Annotated in this window: 21 protein-coding genes; 9 read left to right on the plus strand and 12 right to left on the minus strand. The window is 45.5% G+C overall.

From position 1 onward, the window contains the following. Positions 1 to 2: 2 nt before the first annotated feature. On the minus strand, positions 3 to 782 hold the full coding sequence (gene ppk2, locus G6R11_RS16950; protein ID WP_163134256.1) for a polyphosphate kinase 2: 780 nt from the start codon (positions 780 to 782) through the stop codon (positions 3 to 5). Positions 783 to 1,036: 254 nt separating this feature from the next. On the opposite strand from ppk2, the gene gmk reads away from it, so the two are divergent. From gmk to G6R11_RS16975, 5 genes are all read left to right on the plus strand, one after another. Then, positions 1,037 to 1,663 carry a guanylate kinase gene (gene gmk / locus G6R11_RS16955; RefSeq protein ID WP_163134257.1) on the plus strand — a complete coding sequence of 209 codons (627 nt, stop codon included), beginning with the start codon at positions 1,037 to 1,039 and terminating at the stop codon, positions 1,661 to 1,663. 73 nt (positions 1,664 to 1,736) lie between these two features. Beyond that, complete coding sequence (rpoZ, locus tag G6R11_RS16960) at positions 1,737 to 2,012, plus strand: DNA-directed RNA polymerase subunit omega (RefSeq protein ID WP_137673491.1); 276 nt, start codon at positions 1,737 to 1,739, stop codon at positions 2,010 to 2,012. Between the two features lie 105 nt (positions 2,013 to 2,117). Next, complete coding sequence (gene spoT, locus G6R11_RS16965; protein ID WP_163134258.1) at positions 2,118 to 4,232, plus strand: bifunctional GTP diphosphokinase/guanosine-3',5'-bis pyrophosphate 3'-pyrophosphohydrolase; 2,115 nt, start codon at positions 2,118 to 2,120, stop codon at positions 4,230 to 4,232. A 10-nt stretch (positions 4,233 to 4,242) separates the two neighbouring features. Beyond that, a complete protein-coding gene (gene trmH, locus G6R11_RS16970; protein ID WP_163134259.1) occupies positions 4,243 to 4,956 on the plus strand; it encodes a tRNA (guanosine(18)-2'-O)-methyltransferase TrmH in 714 nt (237 codons plus the stop codon). Positions 4,957 to 5,078: 122 nt separating this feature from the next. After that, positions 5,079 to 6,698: a methyl-accepting chemotaxis protein gene (locus tag G6R11_RS16975; protein ID WP_163134260.1), complete on the plus strand. Its 1,620-nt coding sequence runs from the start codon at positions 5,079 to 5,081 to the stop codon at positions 6,696 to 6,698. Positions 6,699 to 6,703: 5 nt separating this feature from the next. Here the strand turns inward: G6R11_RS16975 and G6R11_RS16980 are convergent, their stop codons facing one another. Both G6R11_RS16980 and G6R11_RS16985 read right to left on the minus strand, forming a co-directional pair. Further along, positions 6,704 to 6,961: a hypothetical protein gene (locus G6R11_RS16980; RefSeq protein WP_163134261.1), complete on the minus strand. Its 258-nt coding sequence runs from the start codon at positions 6,959 to 6,961 to the stop codon at positions 6,704 to 6,706. Positions 6,962 to 6,998: 37 nt separating this feature from the next. Further along, positions 6,999 to 7,433, minus strand: coding sequence for an HIT domain-containing protein (locus G6R11_RS16985; RefSeq protein ID WP_163134262.1), 435 nt, complete (start codon positions 7,431 to 7,433; stop codon positions 6,999 to 7,001). A 169-nt stretch (positions 7,434 to 7,602) separates the two neighbouring features. Between G6R11_RS16985 and G6R11_RS16990 the strand changes: the two genes are divergently transcribed. The 3 genes from G6R11_RS16990 to G6R11_RS17000 all read left to right on the plus strand — a co-directional run bounded on the left by G6R11_RS16990 (position 7,603) and on the right by G6R11_RS17000 (position 10,991). Further along, a complete protein-coding gene (locus G6R11_RS16990) occupies positions 7,603 to 8,499 on the plus strand; it encodes an acyltransferase (RefSeq protein WP_163134263.1) in 897 nt (298 codons plus the stop codon). A gap of 102 nt (positions 8,500 to 8,601) precedes the next feature. Next, positions 8,602 to 10,263, plus strand: coding sequence for an ABC transporter substrate-binding protein (locus tag G6R11_RS16995; RefSeq protein WP_163134340.1), 1,662 nt, complete (start codon positions 8,602 to 8,604; stop codon positions 10,261 to 10,263). After that, positions 10,251 to 10,991 (plus strand): ABC transporter substrate-binding protein, encoded by a 741-nt coding sequence (locus G6R11_RS17000; RefSeq protein ID WP_163134264.1) that lies wholly within the window; start codon positions 10,251 to 10,253, stop codon positions 10,989 to 10,991. Before G6R11_RS16995 ends, G6R11_RS17000 begins: the two co-directional genes overlap by 13 nt. Positions 10,992 to 11,052: 61 nt before the next feature. On the opposite strand, the gene G6R11_RS17005 is transcribed toward G6R11_RS17000, so the two are convergent. The 8 genes from G6R11_RS17005 to G6R11_RS17040 form a co-directional block, all read right to left on the minus strand. Beyond that, entirely contained in the window at positions 11,053 to 11,658 is a 606-nt protein-coding gene (locus G6R11_RS17005; protein ID WP_163134341.1) for a thiol:disulfide interchange protein DsbA/DsbL, read from the minus strand. Positions 11,659 to 11,758: 100 nt separating this feature from the next. Further along, entirely contained in the window at positions 11,759 to 13,414 is a 1,656-nt protein-coding gene (locus G6R11_RS17010; RefSeq protein WP_163134265.1) for an AMP-binding protein, read from the minus strand. Positions 13,415 to 13,527: 113 nt separating this feature from the next. Then, entirely contained in the window at positions 13,528 to 13,998 is a 471-nt protein-coding gene (locus tag G6R11_RS17015; RefSeq protein ID WP_163134266.1) for a CYTH domain-containing protein, read from the minus strand. Positions 13,999 to 14,011: 13 nt separating this feature from the next. Then, on the minus strand, positions 14,012 to 14,983 hold the full coding sequence (locus G6R11_RS17020; protein ID WP_163134267.1) for a serine/threonine protein kinase: 972 nt from the start codon (positions 14,981 to 14,983) through the stop codon (positions 14,012 to 14,014). Positions 14,984 to 15,042: 59 nt separating this feature from the next. Then, positions 15,043 to 15,444: an MAPEG family protein gene (locus G6R11_RS17025; RefSeq protein ID WP_163134268.1), complete on the minus strand. Its 402-nt coding sequence runs from the start codon at positions 15,442 to 15,444 to the stop codon at positions 15,043 to 15,045. A 6-nt stretch (positions 15,445 to 15,450) separates the two neighbouring features. Continuing rightward, on the minus strand, positions 15,451 to 16,860 hold the full coding sequence (gene ccoG / locus G6R11_RS17030) for a cytochrome c oxidase accessory protein CcoG (RefSeq protein ID WP_205472898.1): 1,410 nt from the start codon (positions 16,858 to 16,860) through the stop codon (positions 15,451 to 15,453). Between the two features lie 90 nt (positions 16,861 to 16,950). Then, on the minus strand, positions 16,951 to 17,217 hold the full coding sequence (locus tag G6R11_RS17035) for a YihD family protein (RefSeq protein ID WP_163134342.1): 267 nt from the start codon (positions 17,215 to 17,217) through the stop codon (positions 16,951 to 16,953). Positions 17,218 to 17,222: 5 nt separating this feature from the next. Next, positions 17,223 to 18,359 carry a diguanylate cyclase gene (locus G6R11_RS17040; RefSeq protein ID WP_240352500.1) on the minus strand — a complete coding sequence of 379 codons (1,137 nt, stop codon included), beginning with the start codon at positions 18,357 to 18,359 and terminating at the stop codon, positions 17,223 to 17,225. Positions 18,360 to 18,656: 297 nt separating this feature from the next. On the opposite strand from G6R11_RS17040, the gene pgi reads away from it, so the two are divergent. Then, positions 18,657 to 20,309, plus strand: a complete 1,653-nt coding sequence (gene pgi / locus G6R11_RS17045; protein ID WP_163134271.1) for a glucose-6-phosphate isomerase — start codon at positions 18,657 to 18,659, stop codon at positions 20,307 to 20,309. Between the two features lie 81 nt (positions 20,310 to 20,390). Here the strand turns inward: pgi and alr are convergent, their stop codons facing one another. Continuing rightward, the gene (alr, locus tag G6R11_RS17050) at positions 20,391 to 21,503 is read right to left on the minus strand and encodes an alanine racemase (protein WP_163134272.1); all 1,113 of its coding nucleotides are present in this window, start codon (positions 21,501 to 21,503) and stop codon (positions 20,391 to 20,393) included. Positions 21,504 to 22,006 lie beyond the last annotated feature (503 nt).

Here is a 22,006-nt window from a genome sequence, read left to right on the forward strand (position 1 = left end):
GGCTAATATTGTTCGGGCACAAAGCTTTGTTCGTTAATCGGTACCCGCACATAATCTTTCTTGTCAATATCTGGCAAAATGATTTCTTCATGCTCAATATCTTGATAATCAATCTGCGATAAGAAGTGGCTAATGCAATTAAGTCGCGCCGCCTTTTTGTTATCGGAATTCACCACCCACCAAGGCGAATGCTTAGTATCGGTATAAGCAAACATTTCATCTTTAGCTTGTGAATAAGCCACCCAACGAGAGCGTGATTCTAAGTCCATTGGGCTAAACTTCCAGCGCTTAAGCGGGTTATTGATGCGTTCTAAAAAGCGTTTTTCTTGCTCTTCATCAGACACAGAAAACCAATATTTAATCAAAATAGTGCCAGAGCGGATCAGCATTTTTTCAAACTCAGGGCAGGCGCGTAGAAAATCTTGATGCTGTTCATCACTACAAAAACCCATCACTTTTTCTACTCCCGCTCGGTTGTACCAAGAGCGGTCAAATAAGACAATCTCTCCGGCCGCAGGCAAATGTGCCACATAGCGCTGAAAGTACCACTGAGTTTTTTCACGCTCGTTAGGGGCGGGTAGAGCCGCAATTCGACATACCCGTGGGTTAAGCTTTTCGGCAATACGTTTAATGACCCCACCTTTACCGGCAGCATCGCGCCCTTCAAATATCACCACCACCTTAAGGCCTTTAGCGACTACCCATTGCTGCAATTTTACTAACTCGGTTTGCAATTCTTCTAAGCGTTTTTCATAGGCTTTCTTATCAATTTTACCTGCCATAAACGAACTCACCTTTAATGTTGATAAACACACTTGAGCAGCGTGCTAATTGAAAACAAAAACGAATCAATACAATGAGTTAAATGTAGCAGTAAAACCCAAAGTTGCCATAAAACGGTAGCCTTGAACTGCAAACTTGAGCAAAAACAACAAGATTTACTAAACTACAGGTGTAAATTCCAAGCGCTGACTCTTTAAAAAAAACCACAAAATGGTAACCTTAGGCGCCTTTATACATTCGCTTAGAATTCAACATGGCAATCACCGGCACTTTATACATAGTTTCAGCGCCCAGCGGCGCCGGCAAATCCAGCATGATTAATGCGTACCTTTCACGCCATCGTGCCTATCCTGCTCAAGTATCGGTTTCTCACACTACCCGAGCATCACGCCCCGGTGAAATAGACGGTAACCATTATCACTTTGTTGACCATGATGAATTTAAAAGGCTAATCAGCGAACAGGCTTTTTTTGAATATGCCGAAGTATTTGGCAACTTTTACGGCACCTCTCGCCACACGATCGAAAAAACCCTTGCCGATGGCATTGATGTATTTTTAGATATTGATTGGCAAGGCGCTCGCCAGGTAAAACAAATGATGCCTGAAGCGGTATCGGTATTTATTTTACCGCCAAGTCGCGAAGAATTAGAAAACCGTTTGCACATGCGTGGTCAAGATAGCCCCGATGTTATTAAGAAACGCATGGACGAAGCAGAAAGTGAAATGTCTCATTATAATGAGTACGACTACCTAATCATTAACAGTAATTTTGACGAAGCCTTAAGTGAGCTCACTGCCATTATTACCGGACAAAGATTACAAACCCGCCAGCAAGCGGCTAAACATCGCGGCTTGTTAGATGAACTTTTATCGAAATAATCACGCTAAGTCCTAGTAAATCTTGATAAGATCGGCTAGGATCTTGCGTCATTTTTAGTCAACGGAGCTGTGCATGGCACGAGTAACAGTAGAAGATGCAGTAGAACAAGTCGGCAATCGCTTTGATCTTGTCCTTATCGCCGCACGTCGCGCGCGTCAGATCGCAGTAGAAGGCAAAGACCCTCTAGTTGAAGTAGATAACGACAAACCAACCGTTATCGCTTTGCGTGAAATTGAAGAAGGTTTGATCACCACCGAAACAATGGATGCTCAAGACCGTCAGGAACGTCAGGAACGTGAAGCCGCCGAATTGGCAGCCGTTGCCGCTATCGCCGATAAACGCATCTAATTCGTCCCCGTCTATAAAATTACCGTGCTGGGTTTACTCTGCACGGTAAAACTCCCATAATTCAATCATATCTATTTCTGCGCTCCTCCGCTGATGAGGTAATGTTTGTATTTATTCGAAAGCCTGCGTGAAGTCGCCTCTAGCTACCTAAGTGAAGAACACGTAAACCTATTACGTGATGCCTATATTTTGGGCAAAGACGCCCATGAGGGACAATTCCGTTCAAGCGGTGAGCCTTATATCACTCACCCTTTAGCTGTGGCCCGTATCCTTGGCGAACTAAAGCTTGATAATCAAACACTTGTGGCGGCTGTTCTGCACGACACAATTGAAGATACCCCAGTAACTTACGAGCAGCTTCAAGAGCAGTTTGGCAGCGAAATAGCCGATTTAGTCGAAGGCGTGAGTAAACTTGATAAAATTAAGTTTCGCGACAAAAAAGAAGCGCAGGTAGAAAACTTTCGTAAAATGATGATGGCGATGGTGCAAGATATTCGCGTTATCCTCATCAAACTGGCTGACCGCACTCACAATATGCGCACGCTAGGCTCTTTACGCCCCGATAAACGCCGCCGCATTGCTCGCGAAACCCTAGAAATTTATGCGCCAATCGCCAACCGCTTGGGTATTCACAGCATTAAAAACGAATTGGAAGAGCTGGGCTTTGAAGCCTTGTACCCAATGCGTTACCGAGTACTCAAAGAATCGGTAAAAAATGCCCGTGGTAACCGCACTGAACTGATCAACGGTATACACCAAGAGCTGCAGGGACGTATTGAAGAAGCGGGTATTGAGGCCTCGGTAACCGGCCGCGAAAAGAATCTCTATAGCATCTACAAAAAGATGGTGAACAAAGAGCTGCAATTCCATGAAGTAATGGATATTTATGCCTTCCGCATCATTGTAGACAGCCTCGATACTTGTTACCGAGTATTAGGCTTAAGCCACAGCTTGTACAAGCCACGTCCCGGCCGATTTAAAGACTATGTCGCCATTCCTAAGGCTAACGGTTACCAAAGCCTACATACCTCCTTAGTGGGCCCACATGGCGTGCCTGTGGAAGTACAAATTCGTACTGAACACATGGATCAAATGGCCGACAAAGGTGTAGCCGCACATTGGTCTTATAAACAGGCTGGCGAAAGCCCAGGCACCACCGCACAAATTCGCGCTCAGCGCTGGATGCAAAGCTTGTTAGAGCTACAACAAAGCGCCGGCTCTTCCTTCGAATTTATCGAAAACGTAAAAACCGATCTTTTCCCAGACGAAATTTATGTATTTACCCCTGAAGGTAAAATTATTGAGTTGCCCACTGGTGCCACCCCGGTAGACTTTGCCTACGCGGTGCATACCGATGTAGGCCATGCCTGTGTAGGCGCGCGGGTTAACCGCCATCCCTTCCCGCTAAGTAAAGCGCTAAGCAATGGTAAAACCGTAGAAATTATTACCGCGCCAGGGGCTCGCCCCAACGCCGCATGGCTAAACTTTGTGGTGACCGGTAAGGCTCGCGGCAAAATTCGCCAGCTACTTAAAAACCAGCGCCGCGAAGAATCAGTTAACCTTGGCCGCCGCTTGCTTAATCATGCCTTGGGCAGCGTTAAGTTAGACGAAATTAAGCCAGAGTCACTAGAACAGGTGCTTAAAGATCTAAAAGCCGACTCACTCAACGATTTACTCGCTGAAATTGGCTTGGGCAATGCCATGAGCATCGTAGTGGCACGCCGCTTATTAGGTAATACCGACGAACTAAGCAATCTCGAAGGCAAAGGCAAGATTGCTATTCAAGGCGCCGAAGGCTTGTTGCTCACTTACGCTAACTGTTGTCGCCCATTACCTGGTGACCCAGTAGTTGCCCACATAAGCCAAGGTAAAGGCTTGGTGGTGCACATGGAAGCCTGTAAGAACATTAGCGGCTATCAAAAAGAGCCTGATCGCTACATCAATGTTGATTGGTCTAAAGATGCTGCCGAAGTAGCTGAATACAAAACTGAAATGCGCATTGATATGGTTAACCACCAAGGCATACTTGCTAGCCTAACCAGTGTGGTAGCCTCCACCGGCGCTAACATTGTGAATATTGTTACCGAAGAAAAAGAAGGTCGGGTATACACCGTTGACCTACTGGTAACCACTCATAGCCGTATTCATCTTGCCGATATCATGCGAAAAATTCGCGTAATGCCAGAAGTATTACGTGTCGTTCGCTTACGCAATAAATAACGAGAAAACCATGACTCCTGAACGCTATCAACGCATTCGTGCAATGTTAGATGCTCGCCAAACCGACCTCACCGTGTGCATGGAAAATGTACACAAACCACATAACTTGTCGGCCATTGTGCGTACTTGTGATGCCGTAGGTGTAGACCACGTGCATGCAGTATGGGAAAACTACCAAGATGAAATCCGTCGCGGCACCGCCACTGGCAGCCAAAACTGGGTAAAAGTACATAATCACGAGAACATTGATGACGCAGTAGCGGCAATGCGTAATAGCGGCATGCAAATTCTTGCGACTAACTTGTCTGATAGCGCAGTAGATTTTCGTGAAATAGACTATACCAAACCCACAGCTATTTTGATGGGACAAGAAAAGTACGGGATCTCCGACCAAGCTCTTTCTTTGGCCGACCAAGACATCATTATTCCTATGGTGGGCATGGTGCAATCACTAAATGTATCGGTAGCTAGCGCACTAATTTTGTATGAAGCACAACGCCAACGCGAAATCGCCGGCATGTACCAAGCGCCAAGCATGGTTGATAAAACAGAGCAAAATCGCATTTTGTTTGAAGGTGGTCACCCAATTTTTGCTGAAGCCTGCAGGCGCAAAGGTTTGCCCATTCCTCAAGTAGATGATGAAGGGCAAATTGTGGCAAGCGATGAGTGGTGGGCCAAAATGCAGATGAACAAAGATGCTTGGGACAAGCTAGATCAGGAATAAATGACAAAAATAGAGCAATTGCTTTAATTTTGAGTTTTTTCCTCCAAGATATTTGATCTTAATTAAGCTCAAAACCTCATTCTTAACTGAACATAGTTTTACCCCATCTTAAAAATAAAACTATGTTCAACAAAATCAAAATTCCGCAACTCTTTCTGTTAAGTTCGCTACTGGTGTTAATCGTGGTGTGCATTCAGGCTTGGAACAATACCCAGCAAATCAAAGAGACTTTGTACCAAGGTTATCAAACCCAATTGGCTGCCAACCTGGATCTAGCCACTAGTTTAGTTAAGCACTACCAACAACAAGAACAAACCCTGGGCAGTGAACAAGCCCAACAACAAGCGCTAGCGGCTTTAGCTGAACTGCGTTATCAAGGTAACGAATACTTTTGGGTAAACGATTTAAACCTTAAGTTGCTAATGCACCCCATCCGCCCTAGCAGTATTGGTAAAGATATGAGCCAGGTGCGTGACGCAAAAGGCTTGGCGCATTGGCAAGCCATGCGCGATACCGTAAATCAGCAGGGCGAAGGTGCTGTGCAATATCACTTTTTGCATCCACAAACCCAAGTAATGCATGCCAAACTGTCTTACGTTAAAAAGGTTGAAGGCTGGAATTGGATAATTGGAACTGGCGTTTACATCGACCAAATAGATAGCCAACTTAACAGTATCTATTTCTACACATTGCTGCGTTTGGCTTTAGCCTTCGGTTTATTTGGCCTAGTAACTTGGCTAATTAGTCGCAGTTTGGCTAGCCAAATGCAAGAACTTGATAGCGCCATTAAAGGCTTAGCCAAAGGTAACTACCAACAGACAATTAAAGTAAGTGGCCACAATGAGTTTTCTAATATTGGCCAGCAACTTGAAAGCCTGCGCCTGCAAACTCAAGGCTTACTGCAAGACGTAAAACATTCGAGTGATAACCTACTCGATGCCAATGAAGAGCTCGCATCAGCCACTGATGCCACTCACGGCAATACTCAAAGGCAGTTTTCTGAAATTGACCAAATTGCTTCTGCGATGACCGAAATGAACAGCACTGTAGAAGAAGTGGCCAACAATAGCGCAGAGACTGCCAAGGTTTCTAAGCAAGCCTTAGAGCTAGCTGGTGCAAGCCTGCAGCAACAGCTCAACACAGTTAAAAGCTTGAGCGCCCTGTCGGCGCAAATGGCTTCAGCAAAACCAGCTGTGGCCGAATTGCGCGATTGCAGCCAAAACATCGGTTCGGTGGTTGACGTAATTAACTCGATTTCTGAACAAACTAACTTACTGGCGTTAAATGCTGCTATTGAGGCCGCCCGAGCAGGGGAACAAGGTCGAGGCTTTGCCGTGGTGGCCGACGAAGTGCGCAGCCTAGCTTCGCGCACCCAGCAGTCTACCGAAGAGATAATGCAAACCATCGAGCAACTTCAACAAGTATCGGTCACTGTAGAAACAGAAATTGTTAGTACCACCGAAGGTTTAGCACTGCAGGCTGAGCAAGCGCAGCAAAACATTCAACAAATTGAAAGCATTGAAAATATGGTGAACAATTTGGAGCAGCGTAACCAGCAAACAGCGGTAGCCACCGAGCAACAACGCTTAGCCAGTGATGAGATTAACCAAAATGTACTCACTCTACGTGATGGCAGCGAAGCAAACGCAGGCGCAGCAGAGCAAGGAAAACAAGTACATAGCCACTTGTCTGGTGTAGCAGAGGCTTTGAGCATTCACCTCAAAAACCTCCGCTTTAATTAAGCTAGCTATTCAGCCAGAGCAGGGGATTCCTCTCTGGCTTTAGCAAACTTAAACTCATAATCATCGGCAAAGGGTGAGTTGAAGCCCCATTCAAGCGATTCACCCACTTGTTTATCCACCCATATGATTGGGGTAACCAAAAAGCGCGGCGCTTCAAAACGAATACCGTTTTCTTCTGCCTTGTAAAGTGAACTGTTGGTTTCACACCTTACGGTTACCATCACCATAACGATGATAAATAACCACTTCCAAAAACCGTCCATAGTTTTTCCTACTGTAAATTTGCGACTAAATTACCGATTAATATTCAACTACATGTTGCCAATAAGGCTGTAAAGCCTGTTGTAGCTGAGCTATTTGTTGTTGTTTTTGTTGTTCACTATAGGGCTTGGCAGCTAACTTGCCCCAAATAGGCTGCGGCCATAAAGCATCATCATGAAAACGCACAATGTGATGCACATGCAGCTGTGGCACCATATTACCAATGGCAGCTAGGTTTAGCTTATCGCCTTTATAAAGCGCCATTACCGCTTCGCTTAAGCGTTTAGATTCTCGCCAAAACTGCGCTTGTTGGCAACTATCCAATTGATATATATCACCAATATCATTTTGCATTGGCACCAACACCAACCAAGGAAACTGGCTATCGTTAATCAGCAATACTCGTGATAACTCAAAGTCTCCCAGCCAAATGCCATCCTTTTTAAGTTGTGGATGTAAGTTAAATTCACTCATTGTATTGTTCCTTGCGGTGATAATTTGGCAGCTCGGTGACAGACACTATACAGTGGTCAGCGTTTCGCTTATCAAAAAAAGTGCTAGAATGGCGCCAACCATAATTTAAGCTGATTTAAATCTCAATAACTACCAGCCTTTGGCTGTTTAAAGAGCTATATCGACCACTATGTTACGTTTTTTTCCAGCACCCTTGTTAATGATTCTTTCTGCCAGTTTAGCCATTTTGAATACCGCCATGGTGGGCTCTTTAATCATTGTTTGTGGAATCATTAAGCTGTTGTTACCTAAAGGTCTTTATCCTTGGGTAGGCAAATTAACCAACTTTTTAATGTGGTGCTGGAGCGAAATGAATCGCGCCATATTTAGGCTGGTTAACAACACCGAGTTTGTGATTGAAGATAAGAGTCAACTCAGCAAGAAAAGCTGGTACTTGATGATTTGTAATCATCAAAGCTGGGCCGACATAGTACTACTGTGTATGTTGTTTGGCTCGCGTATTCCCATGCCGAAATTTTTCCTAAAGCAGCAGCTATTGTACGTGCCTTTTGTTGGCTTAGCCTGTTGGGCTTTAGACATGCCTTTTATGCGCCGATACTCGCGCCAATACTTGCTCAAGCATCCAGAGAAACGCGGAAAAGACTTAGAATCTACCAAGCGCTCTTGTGAGAAGTTTAAAAGCAACCCCACCACCGTCATCAATTTTGTAGAAGGCACCCGCTTCACTCAACAGAAGCAGCAACAATCTCACTCAAACTATCAATACCTATTACCCCCAAAGGCGCTAGGTATTGCTTACACCCTCTCAGCGCTGGGTGAGCAGTTTGACCAGATTATTGATGTTACTTTGGCTTATCCAGGCACCACCGAAGCGCTGCCGCCTTTTAAAGCCTTATTATCTGGAAAGCTCGATAAAGTGGTGGTGAAAATCGATACCATAGCGATTAACCAAGACTTACGCGGCGACTATCTGCAAGACAAACAATTTAAGCGCCACTTTAAGCTTTGGCTCGATGGCACTTGGCAAAATAAAGATCAATATCTACAAAGCGTTCTAAAAGACTAACTCTGTTCACAATATCCAAGGCCAGATCCTGACAGCCTGATTTTACTGCTATTTTTATAGGAGCAAAAATGATGGAGAGATGTGTTGCGGGGATCGCTTTGGATACTTTATTGGCTAGCAGGCTGCTGCTGGGCGGAAGATTTTAGCCCTTGGCTAGAAGAATTTCAGCCGTCTAACCTAAGCCAACAGCAGCAAATAGAAGAGCTAAATTGGTTCAAGCGAGCCGCACAACCCTATCAAGGCATGACCATTCGCGCTATTTCAGAGCGAATTAATACCCACTGGTACGAAGCCACAGTTATAGCGCCGCTATTTTACCAACTCACCGGCATCAAAGTTATCCATGAAATCAGCGGCGAAGATGACGTAGTAAAAAAGCTGCAAAGCCAAATGGAGCTAGGCACAAATTACTACGATATTTATGTCAGCGACAGTGACTTAATCGGTGGCCATTTTCGCTCTCGCAAGATCGTCAATTTAAGCCAGTTTATGCAACACCAAGCTAAAGATGTCACCTTGCCTACTCTCGATATTCAAGACTTTATTGGCCTGGCCTTTACCACCGACCCTTACGGCGATTTGTTGCAACTCCCTGACCAGCAATTCGCCAACTTATATTGGTATCGTCAAGACTGGTTTGAACGCCCAGAGCTGAAACAGCAATTTGAGGCCATTTACGGCTATCCTTTAGCAGTGCCAGTTAACTGGTCGGCCTACGAAGACATTGCCGAGTTCTTTACCGAACACGTAAAAGAAATAGATGGCCAAAAAGTCTATGGACATATGGATTATGGCAAGCGCGACCCGTCACTCGGTTGGCGAATATCTGATGCTTGGCTGTCTATGGCAGGCATGGGCGATGTAGGTTTGCCCAATGGCGTACCGGTAGACGAATGGGGCATTCGCCGCCACGGCTGCCGACCCGTTGGCGCAAGTATGAGGCGGGGCGGCGCTCTGGACTCTCCTGCGGCGATCTACGCCATTCAAAAGTATGTTGATTGGCTAAAGCGCTATGCCCCTCCAGAGGCGCAAAAAATGACCTTTAGCCAAGCAGGTGCCGAAATAGCTAAAGGCCACATCGCCCAACAGATTTTTTGGTATACCGCCTTTATCGCCGATTTAAGCCAGCCTGATTTAGCAGTTACCGATGAAAACGGCTTACCCTTATGGCGAGTGGCTCCGTCACCACGCGGCGCTTACTGGCAGCCTGGCATGAAATCTGGTTATCAAGATGTGGGCGCTTGGACCCTGGTAAAGTCTACGCCTTTAAAACGTCAACAAGCCGCTTGGCTATATGCCCAATTCAATGTGGCTAAAACCGTATCATTGCGCAAAACCATGGTAGGTTTAACGCCGATTCGCCAAAGTGATGTGATGTCACCAGCTTTTAGCCAGCGCTCACAAGAGCTGGGTGGCTTGGTAGAGTTCTATCAAAGCAATGCGCGCAATGAATGGACCCCCACTGGGCTAAATGTGCCCAACTATCCGGCCTTGTCGTCTTTATGGTGGCAATACATCGGTCGCGCCAGCGATCATGGTGAGGCAGTACCACAAATTATGCAGGAACTGGCACAAAGCATGGACTTAGCCCTAGCTAAAATTGGTAAAGAAAGCCCCGGCCCTTGTAGTCCTAAACTGATTTCTGCCCAGCAAGCTGATCTATGGCTGGCTCATCCAGGTTCACCCAAGCCAAAACTAGAAAATGAAAAACCACCCGGAAAAACCTTAAACTACAATGAGTTGCTTAAACAATGGCAGCCTTAAAAGCCAGTTGGCTAAGTGCCAGCCTAGCATTAAGCTTGCCAGTGCAAGGCCTTGAGCTCGTGTTTAATACCTATATCGACCCGCCTTATGTCGTCCAAGAACAAAGGGGGCTGGCGGGAGTTAATATTGAGATTTATGAACTACTCAAACAACATAGTCGCTTAAACATAAGCACCCGATTATTACCTTTAAAACGGGCCTACTTGATGGCTTTGGAATCTCCGAATAATTGTGTTTTTGCCATCGAACGTAGCCAAGCCAGAGAGAGCTCTTTTATTTGGATTAGCCCAATGTATATCAGTCGTTTTGCGGTTTACCAGCCTCAACAAAGCATTACGCCGTTGAGCAGCATTGCAGATCTCAAACAACTAAAAATAGGCAGTTACTTAGGTAGTGGTATTGGCGAGTATTTAGAAACTCTGGGAGTAGAGGTTGATTTGGCTAAAACCAATCTTAACAGCGCTAAAAAACTGCAACGCCAACGCACGCAAGCTTGGGCCAGTGATATCTTGTCCTCGGCGTATGTGCACTACCATTACTCCTTGGGCATTCAAAAACAAGGCTTCCCATTTTATAGCTCGTTGCGCGCTATTGCCTGCAATAAAAACACTGATGCAGGCGCCTTACAAACCCTGCAAACAAGCCTTAATCAGCTACAAAAAAGTGGCAAAATCAACGAGATATTAGCCACTTACGAGCAGCAATATCAGGTTGATTTAGGCTTGTAAAAATTAGGTTTGTAAAAACAAAAAAAGCAGCCCTAGGCTGCTTTTTAAAGAGTATAAGAGACTAGCCCTTTAAGTTAACCAAGTAGTTAACTAACTCGTTTAATTCTTCAATTGATTTTACCGAACCAGTGTTAACTTGGTATTTACCGTTAACCACTAAGGCAGGCACACCACGAATCTTGTAGTTCATGGTGTTCTTTTCCATTTGCGAAACCATGCCGTTCACAACAAAGCTATTGGCTGCGCTATCAAATTTCTTACCGTCTACACCGTTGGCAACAAAGATGCTGCGAATATCGTCACGGCTAGTGAAGTTTTGACGTTTGTTATGGATAGAGTCAAAGATGGCATTGCTAATAGCAGGCTCTACTTCTAGCATCTCTGCTGCAGCAAAAGCGCGAACCATTTCTTCACCCATTTGGCCGCCAATAAAGCTTACGTGGTTCTTTTTGAACGCTACGCCTTCTGGTAGGGATTTTTTAATACCCTCTGCTACTGGTTCAAACTTAAAACAGTGCGGGCAGTAGTACGAGAAAAACTCGATAACTTCTGGTTTAGCGGTAGCAGTTTGCTTAATCACATCGTAGTGGGTGCCTTCTTTAAAGTCAGCCGCTATTGCCATTGGCAAAGTAAGCATTGCCATTAAACCAATCAGTAGTTTCTTCATCACTCGGTATTTCCTTCCAGTGAACTTTATAAAAAACCGAGCATAATGATTAGCATCAGCTCGGTCAATCGTTGACTATGTTGTTGACACAAATTTACGTTTACCAAGATCCCATTTCAAACATTACAGTGGCGTTAGCATCTTGATGAATTAACACCGAATAATGTTGTTCAATTTGGTTTCGTCTAATTTTTAGAGTTGGGGTAAGCAAGGCGTTATCAACGTTCCAATCCTCGTTTACCACCACCACGTGTGACAACTTCGCATGGCTTTCTAATGGCTCATTCACCTTTTTAAGGGTGCGATTTAAGCTAGCTTCAATTTGCGCTTGCGAGTGCTGTTTCATTTCAGCCGCTAACACCACCAAAGCACAAGGCTGCGTGAGGGCGCTGCCCACCACACATACCTGCTCAACCATCGAATTTTCAGCCAAGCTCTGTTCAATAGGAACGGGGGCTACATATTTTCCTTTCGCCGTTTTAAAACTTTCTTTTAATCGGCCAATAATTTTTACGTAACCTTCCGAGTCTATCTCGCCTTTATCACCGGTGTGCAGCCAACCATCAACAATCGACTCTTCAGTAAGCTCGGCGTGCTTGTAATAGCCTTGCATCATGCCATCACCCTTGGCAAGAATTTCTCCTTGCTCAGAGATTTTTATCTCTACACCGGGACCAGCTTTGCCAATAGTGCCAATTTTATCCGCTCTAAAAGGAACATTTAAAGTGCCATAGGCCAAGTTTTCGGTCATGCCCCAAGCTTCCGAAATATTCAGCCCAAGGCTTTGGTACCAACGTAGCAGTGAAGGCGCTACTGGCGCACTGCCGCAACCAAGTATCCTTGCTTTATTTAAGCCCAGTGCCTTTTTAATCTTGCGTTTAATTAAGCCAGAAACCAGCGGTATAGATAGCAACAGTTTGAGTTTCTTCGGTGGCAGTTTTTCAAATACCCCTTGTTGGAAGCGAGCCCACAAGCGCGGCACAGAAATAAACAAGGTAGGTTGCACACTGCGCAAGTTATCGGGGAAGGTATCTAAGGATTCTACAAACGAGACGCTAAACTGGCCACTAAAGATACTGGTACCTTGAATGTAAACCCGCTCGGTAATATGCGCCAGAGGCAGGTAAGACATAACTCGATCTTCGCTGCTCGCCTCTAGCACATCAATGAGCTTTTCACAGGCATAGCGGTAAGCAGCAAAACTCACCTCGGCGCCTTTAGGGTCACCGGTACTGCCCGAGGTATAAATGATGGTCATGATATCTTGGGCATCCCACAGGTGATTTTTCTCAATCACTGGCATATCTTTCAGCCAATCGCTCCATTGAATGTGGCAAGGCATTGTGGGATAGGGCATGGCCACGGTTTTTAAGCCAATAGGCACCGCCGAGGCTTGTTTGCCCCACTCGTCCAACTTACCGACAAACAATAGCTTAGCTTCACTGTGCTGGAGCACAAAAGAAATAGTATCGACGCTAGCGGTGGAATAAATAGGAATGCTTACACAGCCAGCCATCATAATGGCTAGATCAGCAATGAACCATTCAGCACTATTTTTGGCTAAAATGGCCACCTTGTCACCAGGCTCTAGGCCTTGTGATACCAAGCCTTGAGCAATTTGGCCAGCTTCTCGCGCCACCACTGCCCAAGTTTTCTCATGATATACGCCATCGATAGGTTGACGTAGATAAACGCGCTGCGGATCCTGCTTTTGCCAATGCATAAGTGCATCAACGGGGGTGACAAAGTTTGTCATTCACAACCTCGTTACAAGTTATTCACCTTTTATATCAATCCTATACGGCTAGCCGCAGGATGCCAGTACAAATCGAGAATAAGCCTAAGTATTGTGAACAAACACCCTGTTTATCACCAGTTTTTGAAAGGCTTTTGACTCAGTTGAGAATTATAGTATTCAGCTTGCCCAGTAACTTCTTGACCAAGCCAGTCTGGCTGTTCAAAGTATTCTTGCTCGCTACTGAGCTCTACTTCGGCCACCACTAAACCTTGGTTATCGCCCGCAAATACATCCACCTCAAAAACATGTTTAGCCATCGGCACCAGGTAGCGCACTTTATCAATCGCCCCCGGCTCACATAGGCTTAGCAATTGTTCGGCATCAGCGAGGGCAATTTCTTTTTCCCATTCATAACGGCTTAAGCCTGACTGATTACTTTTACCTTTGATGGTAAGAAAGCCTTGCTCTCCACGAATTCTAACTCTCACGGTGCGTTGTTTATCGCTATTGAGGTAAGCCTGCACAATGCGAGTTTGTTCGCTAGCTTGGCCAATAAAGGCATCGCTGCTCACTAAGAATTTACGTTCTATCTCTACACTCATAACATAGGCTCCATTAATAGGCTGGCGTTAATGACAGTGGCGGCTGTTGCAGCGCCGATAACTGCTCTTTGAGTGCCAAGATCTGGTCTTCCCAGTAGCGTTGCGAGTTAAACCAAGGAAAAGCACGTTGAAAGGCAGCATCTTGCCAGCGCCTAGCCAACCAGCCCATGTAGTGAATCATACGCATTGCACGCAGCGGTTCTATCAAAGCCAGCTCGCTGTTATCAAACTCACAAAAAGCTTCATAGCCTTCTAACAGCACTTCAAGCTGCAAGCGTCGCTCGTTGTCATCACCAGCCAACATCATCCATAGATCCTGCACCGCAGGGCCATTGCGCGCGTCATCTAAGTCCACCAGCATCGGGCCATCTCGCCACAAAATGTTGCTGGGGTGGCAATCACCATGCAAACGAATAATGCTTTTAGGTTGATAAGCCGCTTTAGCCGCATCGGCCACCTGCTCGGCAATGGTAAAAAACGGCAGGCTTAAACCCTCGGGCAGCCAGTCACGTAAAAAGTCTAAAGGCTGGTCGAGCATTTCTTCGGTGTTTATCGAACGGCGATGCTCAAATAAGGTCGTGCCCACTTTTTGGTGCATACGCCCCAGGTATTGGCCAACACGCTCTATTTGGTCAAGGTTATCCACCTCAAAACCACGCCCACCCACGCTGGGGAAAATGGTAAACAGCCAGCCCTGATACTCAAACAAAGTGTTACCGTCTCGCACTATTGGCGCAACAATCGGCACATCAACCTCAGCCATGGATAGGCTAAACTGGTGTTCCTCTAATATTTGCGCTTGGCTCCAACGCTCGGGGCGATAAAACTTCACCACGTAGCGCAAGCCATCTTCAGCTTTAAACTGATACACCCGGTTTTCATAAGAATTTAAAGCGAGTAAACCGCTGCTTGGGTAGATACCCTGCGATTCAATAGCATCGAGGATGAGATCGGGATGCAATTCAGCAAATAGAAAGGCGCTCATAGCAAAACTTCAACGAGAGATTATCGGCGCAGTGTAGCAGTAAAAGGGCTGACCAGCGACTAAGTAGCTAGCAGTCTAAAAGCTTGCACCACTATGTAAATGCAACTGGCCCATGCCAAACCCATCACCAACGAGCGCAAGGTAGCTAAGCCATAAACATAAACTACCGGATGAACTAGACGAGCGGCTAAAAACAATAAGGCAGGGATTTGAATAAGCTGGAAGTTAAGGCCAGCTAAATGGGCAAGCAACAAGGTGCCAGCAAATAGAATGATAGCTTCCCAGGCATTTTGCTGAGCCGCATAAATGCGTTGTCCAAAACTATCTAACTGGGCGGCTTGTTGGCGCGGGTTGTGATTATCAATCCGCCCCAACTGGCGCTTACGAACTACCGAACCCAGCGCTGCCAAGATGTAAGGCAGCGCCAGTAAGGTGGCTAAACAGGCCAAGACCAAGGTCATGCTAGCTTAGCCGCCACTAATAAAGCGGCTAGCTTGAATAAACTGGTCGTCACCGCTTTCTAATACAAACTCTATATCAATGTTTGAGCGTTTAAACAGATAAGGGTCGCTGGCCAGAGTAATTGGCAAATTAAATACTTCACCGCCCTTAACCGTTACCGTTTGTTGGCCTATCCACTCTACCTCTTCAAAACCACGTACGCTTAAGTGGAACTCGCGCGCCTCAGAAGATTTATTAATCACTTTGAGGGTATAAGAGTTCTCCACCAAACCTTCCGAGTTTTCGGTATACAATGCTCCTCGGTCACGCAATACGTCTAACTGCATCGGCTTAACGTTAAGCAAGGTGAAAATAAAGGCCACCAGCATGGCGCTTAAGACAAGGCCATAGCCAATTAACTTGGGTCGCAGAACATCGGTTTTTTGCCCGGCTAGGTTGTGCTCGGTGGTGTAACGAATTAAGCCTTTAGGGTAATTCATTTTCTCCATGGTTTGGTCACAGGCATCAATACAGGCGCCACAGTTAATACACTCGTATTGCAAACCTTCGCGGATATCGATGCCCGCAGGGCACACCTGCACACACAAATCACAATCAACGCAGTCACCTAAACCTAAGGCTTTATGGTCTGAGTTACGCTTACGCGGTCCACGACTTTCGCCACGCTCGGTATCGTAGCCAACAATAAAGGTATCTTTATCAAACATGGCCGACTGAAAACGCGCATAAGGGCACATATGAGTACATACAATAGTGCGCATCCAACCGGCGTTGGCATAGGTAGCCACGGTAAAGAAAATAATCGAGAAGTTAACCGCACCGCTGGCGTTTAGGGTGAAAAAGTCCCACCACAGCTGCTTAACCGGAACAAAGTAGGCAGCAAACGACAAGGCAGTAAACACCGATACCGCTATCCACGCACCGTGCTTAGCGGTTTTTCGCCAAATCTTGTTAAAGTCCCAGGACGATTTATCTAGCTTTTTACGCTTATTGGCGCTGCCTTCAATTTTTTCTTCAAACCAAATAAAAATGAAGGTCCACACCGTTTGTGGACATAAATACCCGCACCATACCCGGCCTAGAAAGGTGGTAATAAAAAACAAAGCAAAGGCAGCAATAATGAAGAACCAGGCTAGTAGCAATAAGTCTTGTGGCCACAGCGTTAAGCTAAAGAAGTGATATTGACGCGCGCCCATATCTAATAAAATCGCTTGGCGATCCCCATAGGGAATAAACGGCACAATCACAAACGCGGCAATAAAAAACCAGCCCATGTATTTACGCAAGCGTTGAAATACACCTTTTTGCTCACGCACATAAATTTGTTCTTGGGGGTTGTAACGATCTACTGGCGCACGTTTTTTAGCCGCGCGAGGTTTGGGGCTGACGTCTTTAACGGGAATACGTTCACTCATCACTCAATCCTTATGAGGGGAGGCACTGATGTGACTAATGCCTTTGCTTAAGCAAAAAGGCAATTGCGGCTGCAATTGCCACTTAAGAAATTAAACTTTTACGCCACGTGCTTTTAATAAGGCGGTTTTAAAATCATCCTCGCAATCTTTGGCAATGCCAGGAATCATGTCGTCTTTACCAATGCTTAGCATTTTAAGCTGGTAAATAAGCACGTCGTCGGTCAGTTCACTCATGGGTTTATCAAACCCTGCTTGGTCGGCTATTTGAGTGATAATTTCTACTAAGTTAAGCTCCGGTTGTTGTTTCCAAACCGGTGTGAGTAAATCGATTAATTCTTCAATACGATGCAACTGCATACTCATTATACTTCTCCACGGGCGGCCACTACAGCTTGGTTTCTACCTAACTGCTTGGCTCTATATAGTGCCTTGTCGGCTTTATCTACGATCTCTTTGGTGCTTTGCTGAGCCACTGGAATCAAACAAGAAATACCAATGCTCACGGTCACATACCCTGCTGCCGACGAGTACTCATGTCGTAGCTTAGCCTCAGCCATCAGTGTTCTAACTCTCGCGGCAACTTGCAATGCGCCTTTGGTATCGGTGTTGGGCAATACCATTACAAACTCTTCGCCGCCATAACGGGCAACAATGTCGTCTTCACGCTGCAGGGCTTGGGTAAACAAACTCGCGACTTTGCTTAAGCATTGATCGCCAGCAACGTGACCGTAATGATCGTTATAAGGCTTGAAGAAATCAACATCGATCAGCAATAAACTTAAAGAAGTATTCGCCCTGCTACTTAAACGCCAATGTAAGGCCAGCGTTTGCTCAAATATAGCCCTATTATACAGGCCGGTAAGTGCATCGCGCTCACTTTGGTGGCGCATAAGGGCGTGGCTGTCGGCCAGCTCTAATGCCTTCACTTTATTAAGCGCGCCTTCGGAGAAGCTCGCTTTCACCAAATGTTCTGCCCGGCGCAACACTATGTTGAGTACACCCCAGCTAAGTAACAATACCAAACAAGCCACCCATTCGGTGCGACTAGCGCCTATTACCGAGACCAACAAGGCCAACAACAGCGGAATACTAAAGCCGTTAAAACTGCGAATGCTTAATAAATTGGGCACCACAACTAAAGACAACAAAGCCCCCACCAGCATTACCAACAATAAGCGCTCTGATGTCGGAAGCTCAGGCATAAACAACAATATTCCCACAGCCCATAATACCCCGGAGCTGGTGGCTAAACTAAAATAACGGGTTAACTGCGGGGCCGGTACAAAGTCTTCGACCAGCTCGGTTTGAATTCGCGCAAAAAAATAAAATACGGTCGACAGCAGCAACATGCAGACCAACCATATCAAATGGATATTCGAAGAGAGGCTAGGGGTAAACAAGCACCACCAAATAAGGCTATACGCAGCGGTCATTAATGCCACCAAGCGACCATTACTTAGCAAATAACGGGCGTTTTCGGTGTTTACTTGTAACTGCACATTGCGCAAAAACAGATCCCTTGCTGGTGAGAGGCGAGTAATTTGTGGGCATTGTAGCAACAAGTGGAATAGCGAGAACAGAAAAACCCTTTGATAAAAGATGGATAAATCGCAACATCGCGCGCAGTTTCACTACAAATTCATCAAACTTAACTAAAATAAGCTGCAAGCTTTTAAACAATATTGATCTGATTGCTTGCGTCCTTTTTCCCAGAAAGGGTAAAGTGCTACCCGCAAGTGCTGGTCAATAAACTTGCAACTCGGTCAACTAAGTAAAGCATCTAAGGAACAAGGTCAATGCTGGACAATATCAATCCAACAACTACACAGGCTTGGAAAGCGTTACAAGCGCATTTTGAGGCACAAAAAGAGGTTAAACTTAGCGAGCTATTCGCCGCTGACGCAGACCGTTTCAATCGCTTCTCGGTAGAGTTTAACGAGCAAATCTTACTGGATTACTCTAAAAACTTAATCACTGAAGAAACCATGCAGCAATTAGTTGCCCTAGCTAAAGAAACCAAGCTAGACAGCGCAATTAAAGCCATGTTCTCTGGTGAGAAAATCAACCAAACAGAAGGTCGCTCGGTACTCCACACCGCGCTACGTAATCGCAGCAATACACCAGTAATGGTAGACGGCGAAGACGTAATGCCTGCAGTTAATGCAGTACTAGAGAAAATGAAAGGCTTCTGTGAAAAAGTACATTCTGGCGAATGGAAAGGTTACACCGGTAAAGCCATTGAAAGCATTGTAAACATTGGTATTGGTGGTTCAGACCTAGGCCCAGTAATGATTACTGAAGCCTTAGGCGCATACAAAGTAGAGCACATTAACACCTACTTCGTATCTAACGTAGATGGCACTCACATTGCCGAAACCCTAAAACAAGTAGATCCAGAAACTACTTTGTTCTTAGTGGCGTCTAAAACCTTCACTACTCAAGAAACCATGACCAACGCACACAGCGCACGTGACTGGTTCTTAGCAGCAGCGGGCGATCAAGCACACGTAGCTAAGCACTTTGCTGCTCTATCTACCAACGCTACATCAGTGGCTGAGTTTGGTATTGATACCGACAACATGTTTGAGTTTTGGGATTGGGTAGGCGGTCGTTACTCTTCTTGGTCAGCCATTGGTTTGTCGATTGCTCTAACTGTTGGCTACGACAACTTTATTGAGCTGTTAGATGGCGCACACGCTATGGACAAGCACTTCGCAGAAGCCGAGCTAGAGCAAAACCTACCGGTTATTCTTGGTTTGCTTGGCATTTGGTACAACAACTTCTTTGGTGCAGAAAGCGTATCTATTTTACCTTACGACCAATACATGCACCGCTTTGCTGCTTACTTCCAGCAAGGTGACATGGAGTCTAACGGTAAAAATGTAGACCGTAACGGCAATCCAGTTGATTACCAAACTGGCCCAATTATTTGGGGCGAGCCAGGTACCAACGGCCAACACGCCTTCTACCAACTTATTCACCAAGGCACTAAGCTGATCCCATGTGACTTTATTGCACCAGCAACTAGCCACAATCCACTGTCGGATCACCACGCTAAGCTAATGTCTAACTTCTTCGCTCAAACCGAAGCTCTAGCTTTTGGTAAGTCACGCGAAACCGTAGAAGCAGAATTAGTTGCTGCCGGTAAATCAGCAGAAGAAGTAGCAGAACTAGCGCCATTTAAAGTGTTCACCGGTAACAAGCCTACCAACTCTATTTTGGTGAAGAAAATCACTCCGAGTTCATTGGGTGCCATGGTAGCCATGTACGAGCACAAGATTTTTGTACAAGGCATTATCTGGAACATCTTCAGCTTCGACCAATGGGGCGTAGAACTAGGTAAGCAGCTAGCTAACCAAATTTTACCAGAGCTAAAAGACAGCAGCGAAGTAAGCAGCCACGACAGCTCAACCAATGGTTTAATTAATACCTTTAAAGCGTGGAGCTAAGCCTAAGGCTTAACACCTCGCTTTAAACGCAAAGAGCTGGCCTAGGCCAGCTCTTTTTATTTGCAACGAAGTATATTTTTACTAGAGATAGCTACGCTGATTCATTAAACCTGCCATTAGATTTATTTCGGTATGTACGCTATCAAACTCACCAGCCAATTCTTCGAGGCTGATGCTCTCGTCGCCTTGCTGACCCAGTAGCACTACTTCATCTCCCCAGGCAACGGGCTGTTTAAGCTGAGTGATATCTATGGTGGTAATGTTTAGAGATACTCGGCCAATCACCGGACAACGTTGGCCATTTATCAATACTTGGCCTTTATTAAATAACGCTCGCGGATAGCCTTCGCCAAAACCCACCGGAATACTGGCAATGCGACTGTTACAGCGAGTGGTAAATTTACTGCCGTAACCAATAGATGTGCCAGCGGGAACCTCTCTTACTTCCATAATACTGGTATGCATATCCATTACAGTTTGCAGCTCGGCGGGTTGCTCAAAACATTGGCTAGTTTGCGCGCCGTAACAAGCCGCGCCAATACGCACTAAATCAGCACGCTGGTCTTTTAATCTTATGCTGGCTGCACTGTTGTGTGAATGGCATAAAACATCGGCGGGCAAATACTGACTTAGCTGCTGTTTTAAAAGAGAAAATTTAGCCAACTGGGCTTCGGTTTGCGCTAAGTCTTGGTCATCGGCACTGGCAAAGTGAGTCATTAGTCCCACGACTTTTAACCCTGCCAATTGGCATACCTGTTTTATCGCTTCTTGCTGCTCAACAAAAAAGCCGCTTCTGCCCATGCCAGTATCTATTTTTATATGCACGGGAATAGGTCGCTGCCGGCGTAACCCAAGCTGATGTAGATACTCAGCCACCTCAAAGGAGCCTACCTGTTCTTCAAGGTTTAGTAAGCTGGCGGATTCATCGTATTCTTGTTTAAGGGCACTGCGTAATCTAATTAATGGAATGTTGGGAAGTAACTGGCGCAGGGTGCGCGCTTCATCATTACTGCAAATACCGATGGCATCTGCACCGGCGGCAGCGGCGACTGGAGCTAACTCGGCTAAACCGTGGCCATAAGCATCTGACTTCATCACCACACAGAGTTTGGCTGGAGAGACAGCCTGTTTCAAAAAGCGAATATTTTGCGCGAATCTTTCGGGGTATATATTTACGGCTACATGATTTTGCAAACTTTATGCGAACAAGAGCTTGGCTCTTACCTCTCCCTGTTTGGTTATGCACTACAGCGTTAAAAGGAGCGAGATGAATAAGGTTAAGCCCGACTCAAATCACAATAAAGCTTTCAACTCTAAATAAAGTCATTCCTTTGCTTAGGCATATAGTGAAGTTTCACGGTACAAATATCAAGCAAATTGAGAAAAAGCTTTATATTATGCTCCAATATATCTGGCCGCCACTTAAGCACCTTGTTAATAAAGTGTTATAGATAATTTGATTTATAAAAAAGCGATAAACATTACAACTCTAATCATTAATGGTGCCTAACTAAATATAGCAATACGCCCCTGCACTATGGCGTATTCAAAAAACCCAACCGGCAAAGCTGCGCTAGTTCAAAGAGACGAGAAAAATACCATTCACCTCAAAATAGCCGCTTAAGCTAAACATATGGTTTCCTTTAGATTTGCTATTATTTTGATATTCACAGCCTAAATATTTGTCGGCATGAAAC

It is taken from the genome of Agarivorans sp. Alg241-V36 (genome assembly GCF_900537085.1).
Taxonomy (GTDB): Bacteria; Pseudomonadota; Gammaproteobacteria; order Enterobacterales; family Celerinatantimonadaceae; genus Agarivorans.

Bases quoted from the DNA above. Each gene is read 5' to 3' on its own strand.
- ppk2 (WP_163134256.1), bottom strand. From the start codon at position 782: ATGGCAGGTAAAATTGATAAGAAAGCCTATGAAAAACGCTTAGAAGAA.
- gmk (WP_163134257.1), top strand. From the start codon at position 1,037: ATGGCAATCACCGGCACTTTATACATAGTTTCAGCGCCCAGCGGCGCC.
- rpoZ (WP_137673491.1), top strand. From the start codon at position 1,737: ATGGCACGAGTAACAGTAGAAGATGCAGTAGAACAAGTCGGCAATCGC.
- trmH (WP_163134259.1), top strand. From the start codon at position 4,243: ATGACTCCTGAACGCTATCAACGCATTCGTGCAATGTTAGATGCTCGC.
- G6R11_RS16975 (WP_163134260.1), top strand. From the start codon at position 5,079: ATGTTCAACAAAATCAAAATTCCGCAACTCTTTCTGTTAAGTTCGCTA.
- G6R11_RS16980 (WP_163134261.1), bottom strand. From the start codon at position 6,961: ATGGACGGTTTTTGGAAGTGGTTATTTATCATCGTTATGGTGATGGTA.
- G6R11_RS16985 (WP_163134262.1), bottom strand. From the start codon at position 7,433: ATGAGTGAATTTAACTTACATCCACAACTTAAAAAGGATGGCATTTGG.
- G6R11_RS16990 (WP_163134263.1), top strand. From the start codon at position 7,603: ATGTTACGTTTTTTTCCAGCACCCTTGTTAATGATTCTTTCTGCCAGT.
- G6R11_RS17000 (WP_163134264.1), top strand. From the start codon at position 10,251: ATGGCAGCCTTAAAAGCCAGTTGGCTAAGTGCCAGCCTAGCATTAAGC.
- G6R11_RS17005 (WP_163134341.1), bottom strand. From the start codon at position 11,658: ATGAAGAAACTACTGATTGGTTTAATGGCAATGCTTACTTTGCCAATG.
- G6R11_RS17010 (WP_163134265.1), bottom strand. From the start codon at position 13,414: ATGACAAACTTTGTCACCCCCGTTGATGCACTTATGCATTGGCAAAAG.
- G6R11_RS17015 (WP_163134266.1), bottom strand. From the start codon at position 13,998: ATGAGTGTAGAGATAGAACGTAAATTCTTAGTGAGCAGCGATGCCTTT.
- G6R11_RS17020 (WP_163134267.1), bottom strand. From the start codon at position 14,983: ATGAGCGCCTTTCTATTTGCTGAATTGCATCCCGATCTCATCCTCGAT.
- G6R11_RS17025 (WP_163134268.1), bottom strand. From the start codon at position 15,444: ATGACCTTGGTCTTGGCCTGTTTAGCCACCTTACTGGCGCTGCCTTAC.
- ccoG (WP_205472898.1), bottom strand. From the start codon at position 16,860: ATGAGTGAACGTATTCCCGTTAAAGACGTCAGCCCCAAACCTCGCGCG.
- G6R11_RS17035 (WP_163134342.1), bottom strand. From the start codon at position 17,217: ATGCAGTTGCATCGTATTGAAGAATTAATCGATTTACTCACACCGGTT.
- pgi (WP_163134271.1), top strand. From the start codon at position 18,657: ATGCTGGACAATATCAATCCAACAACTACACAGGCTTGGAAAGCGTTA.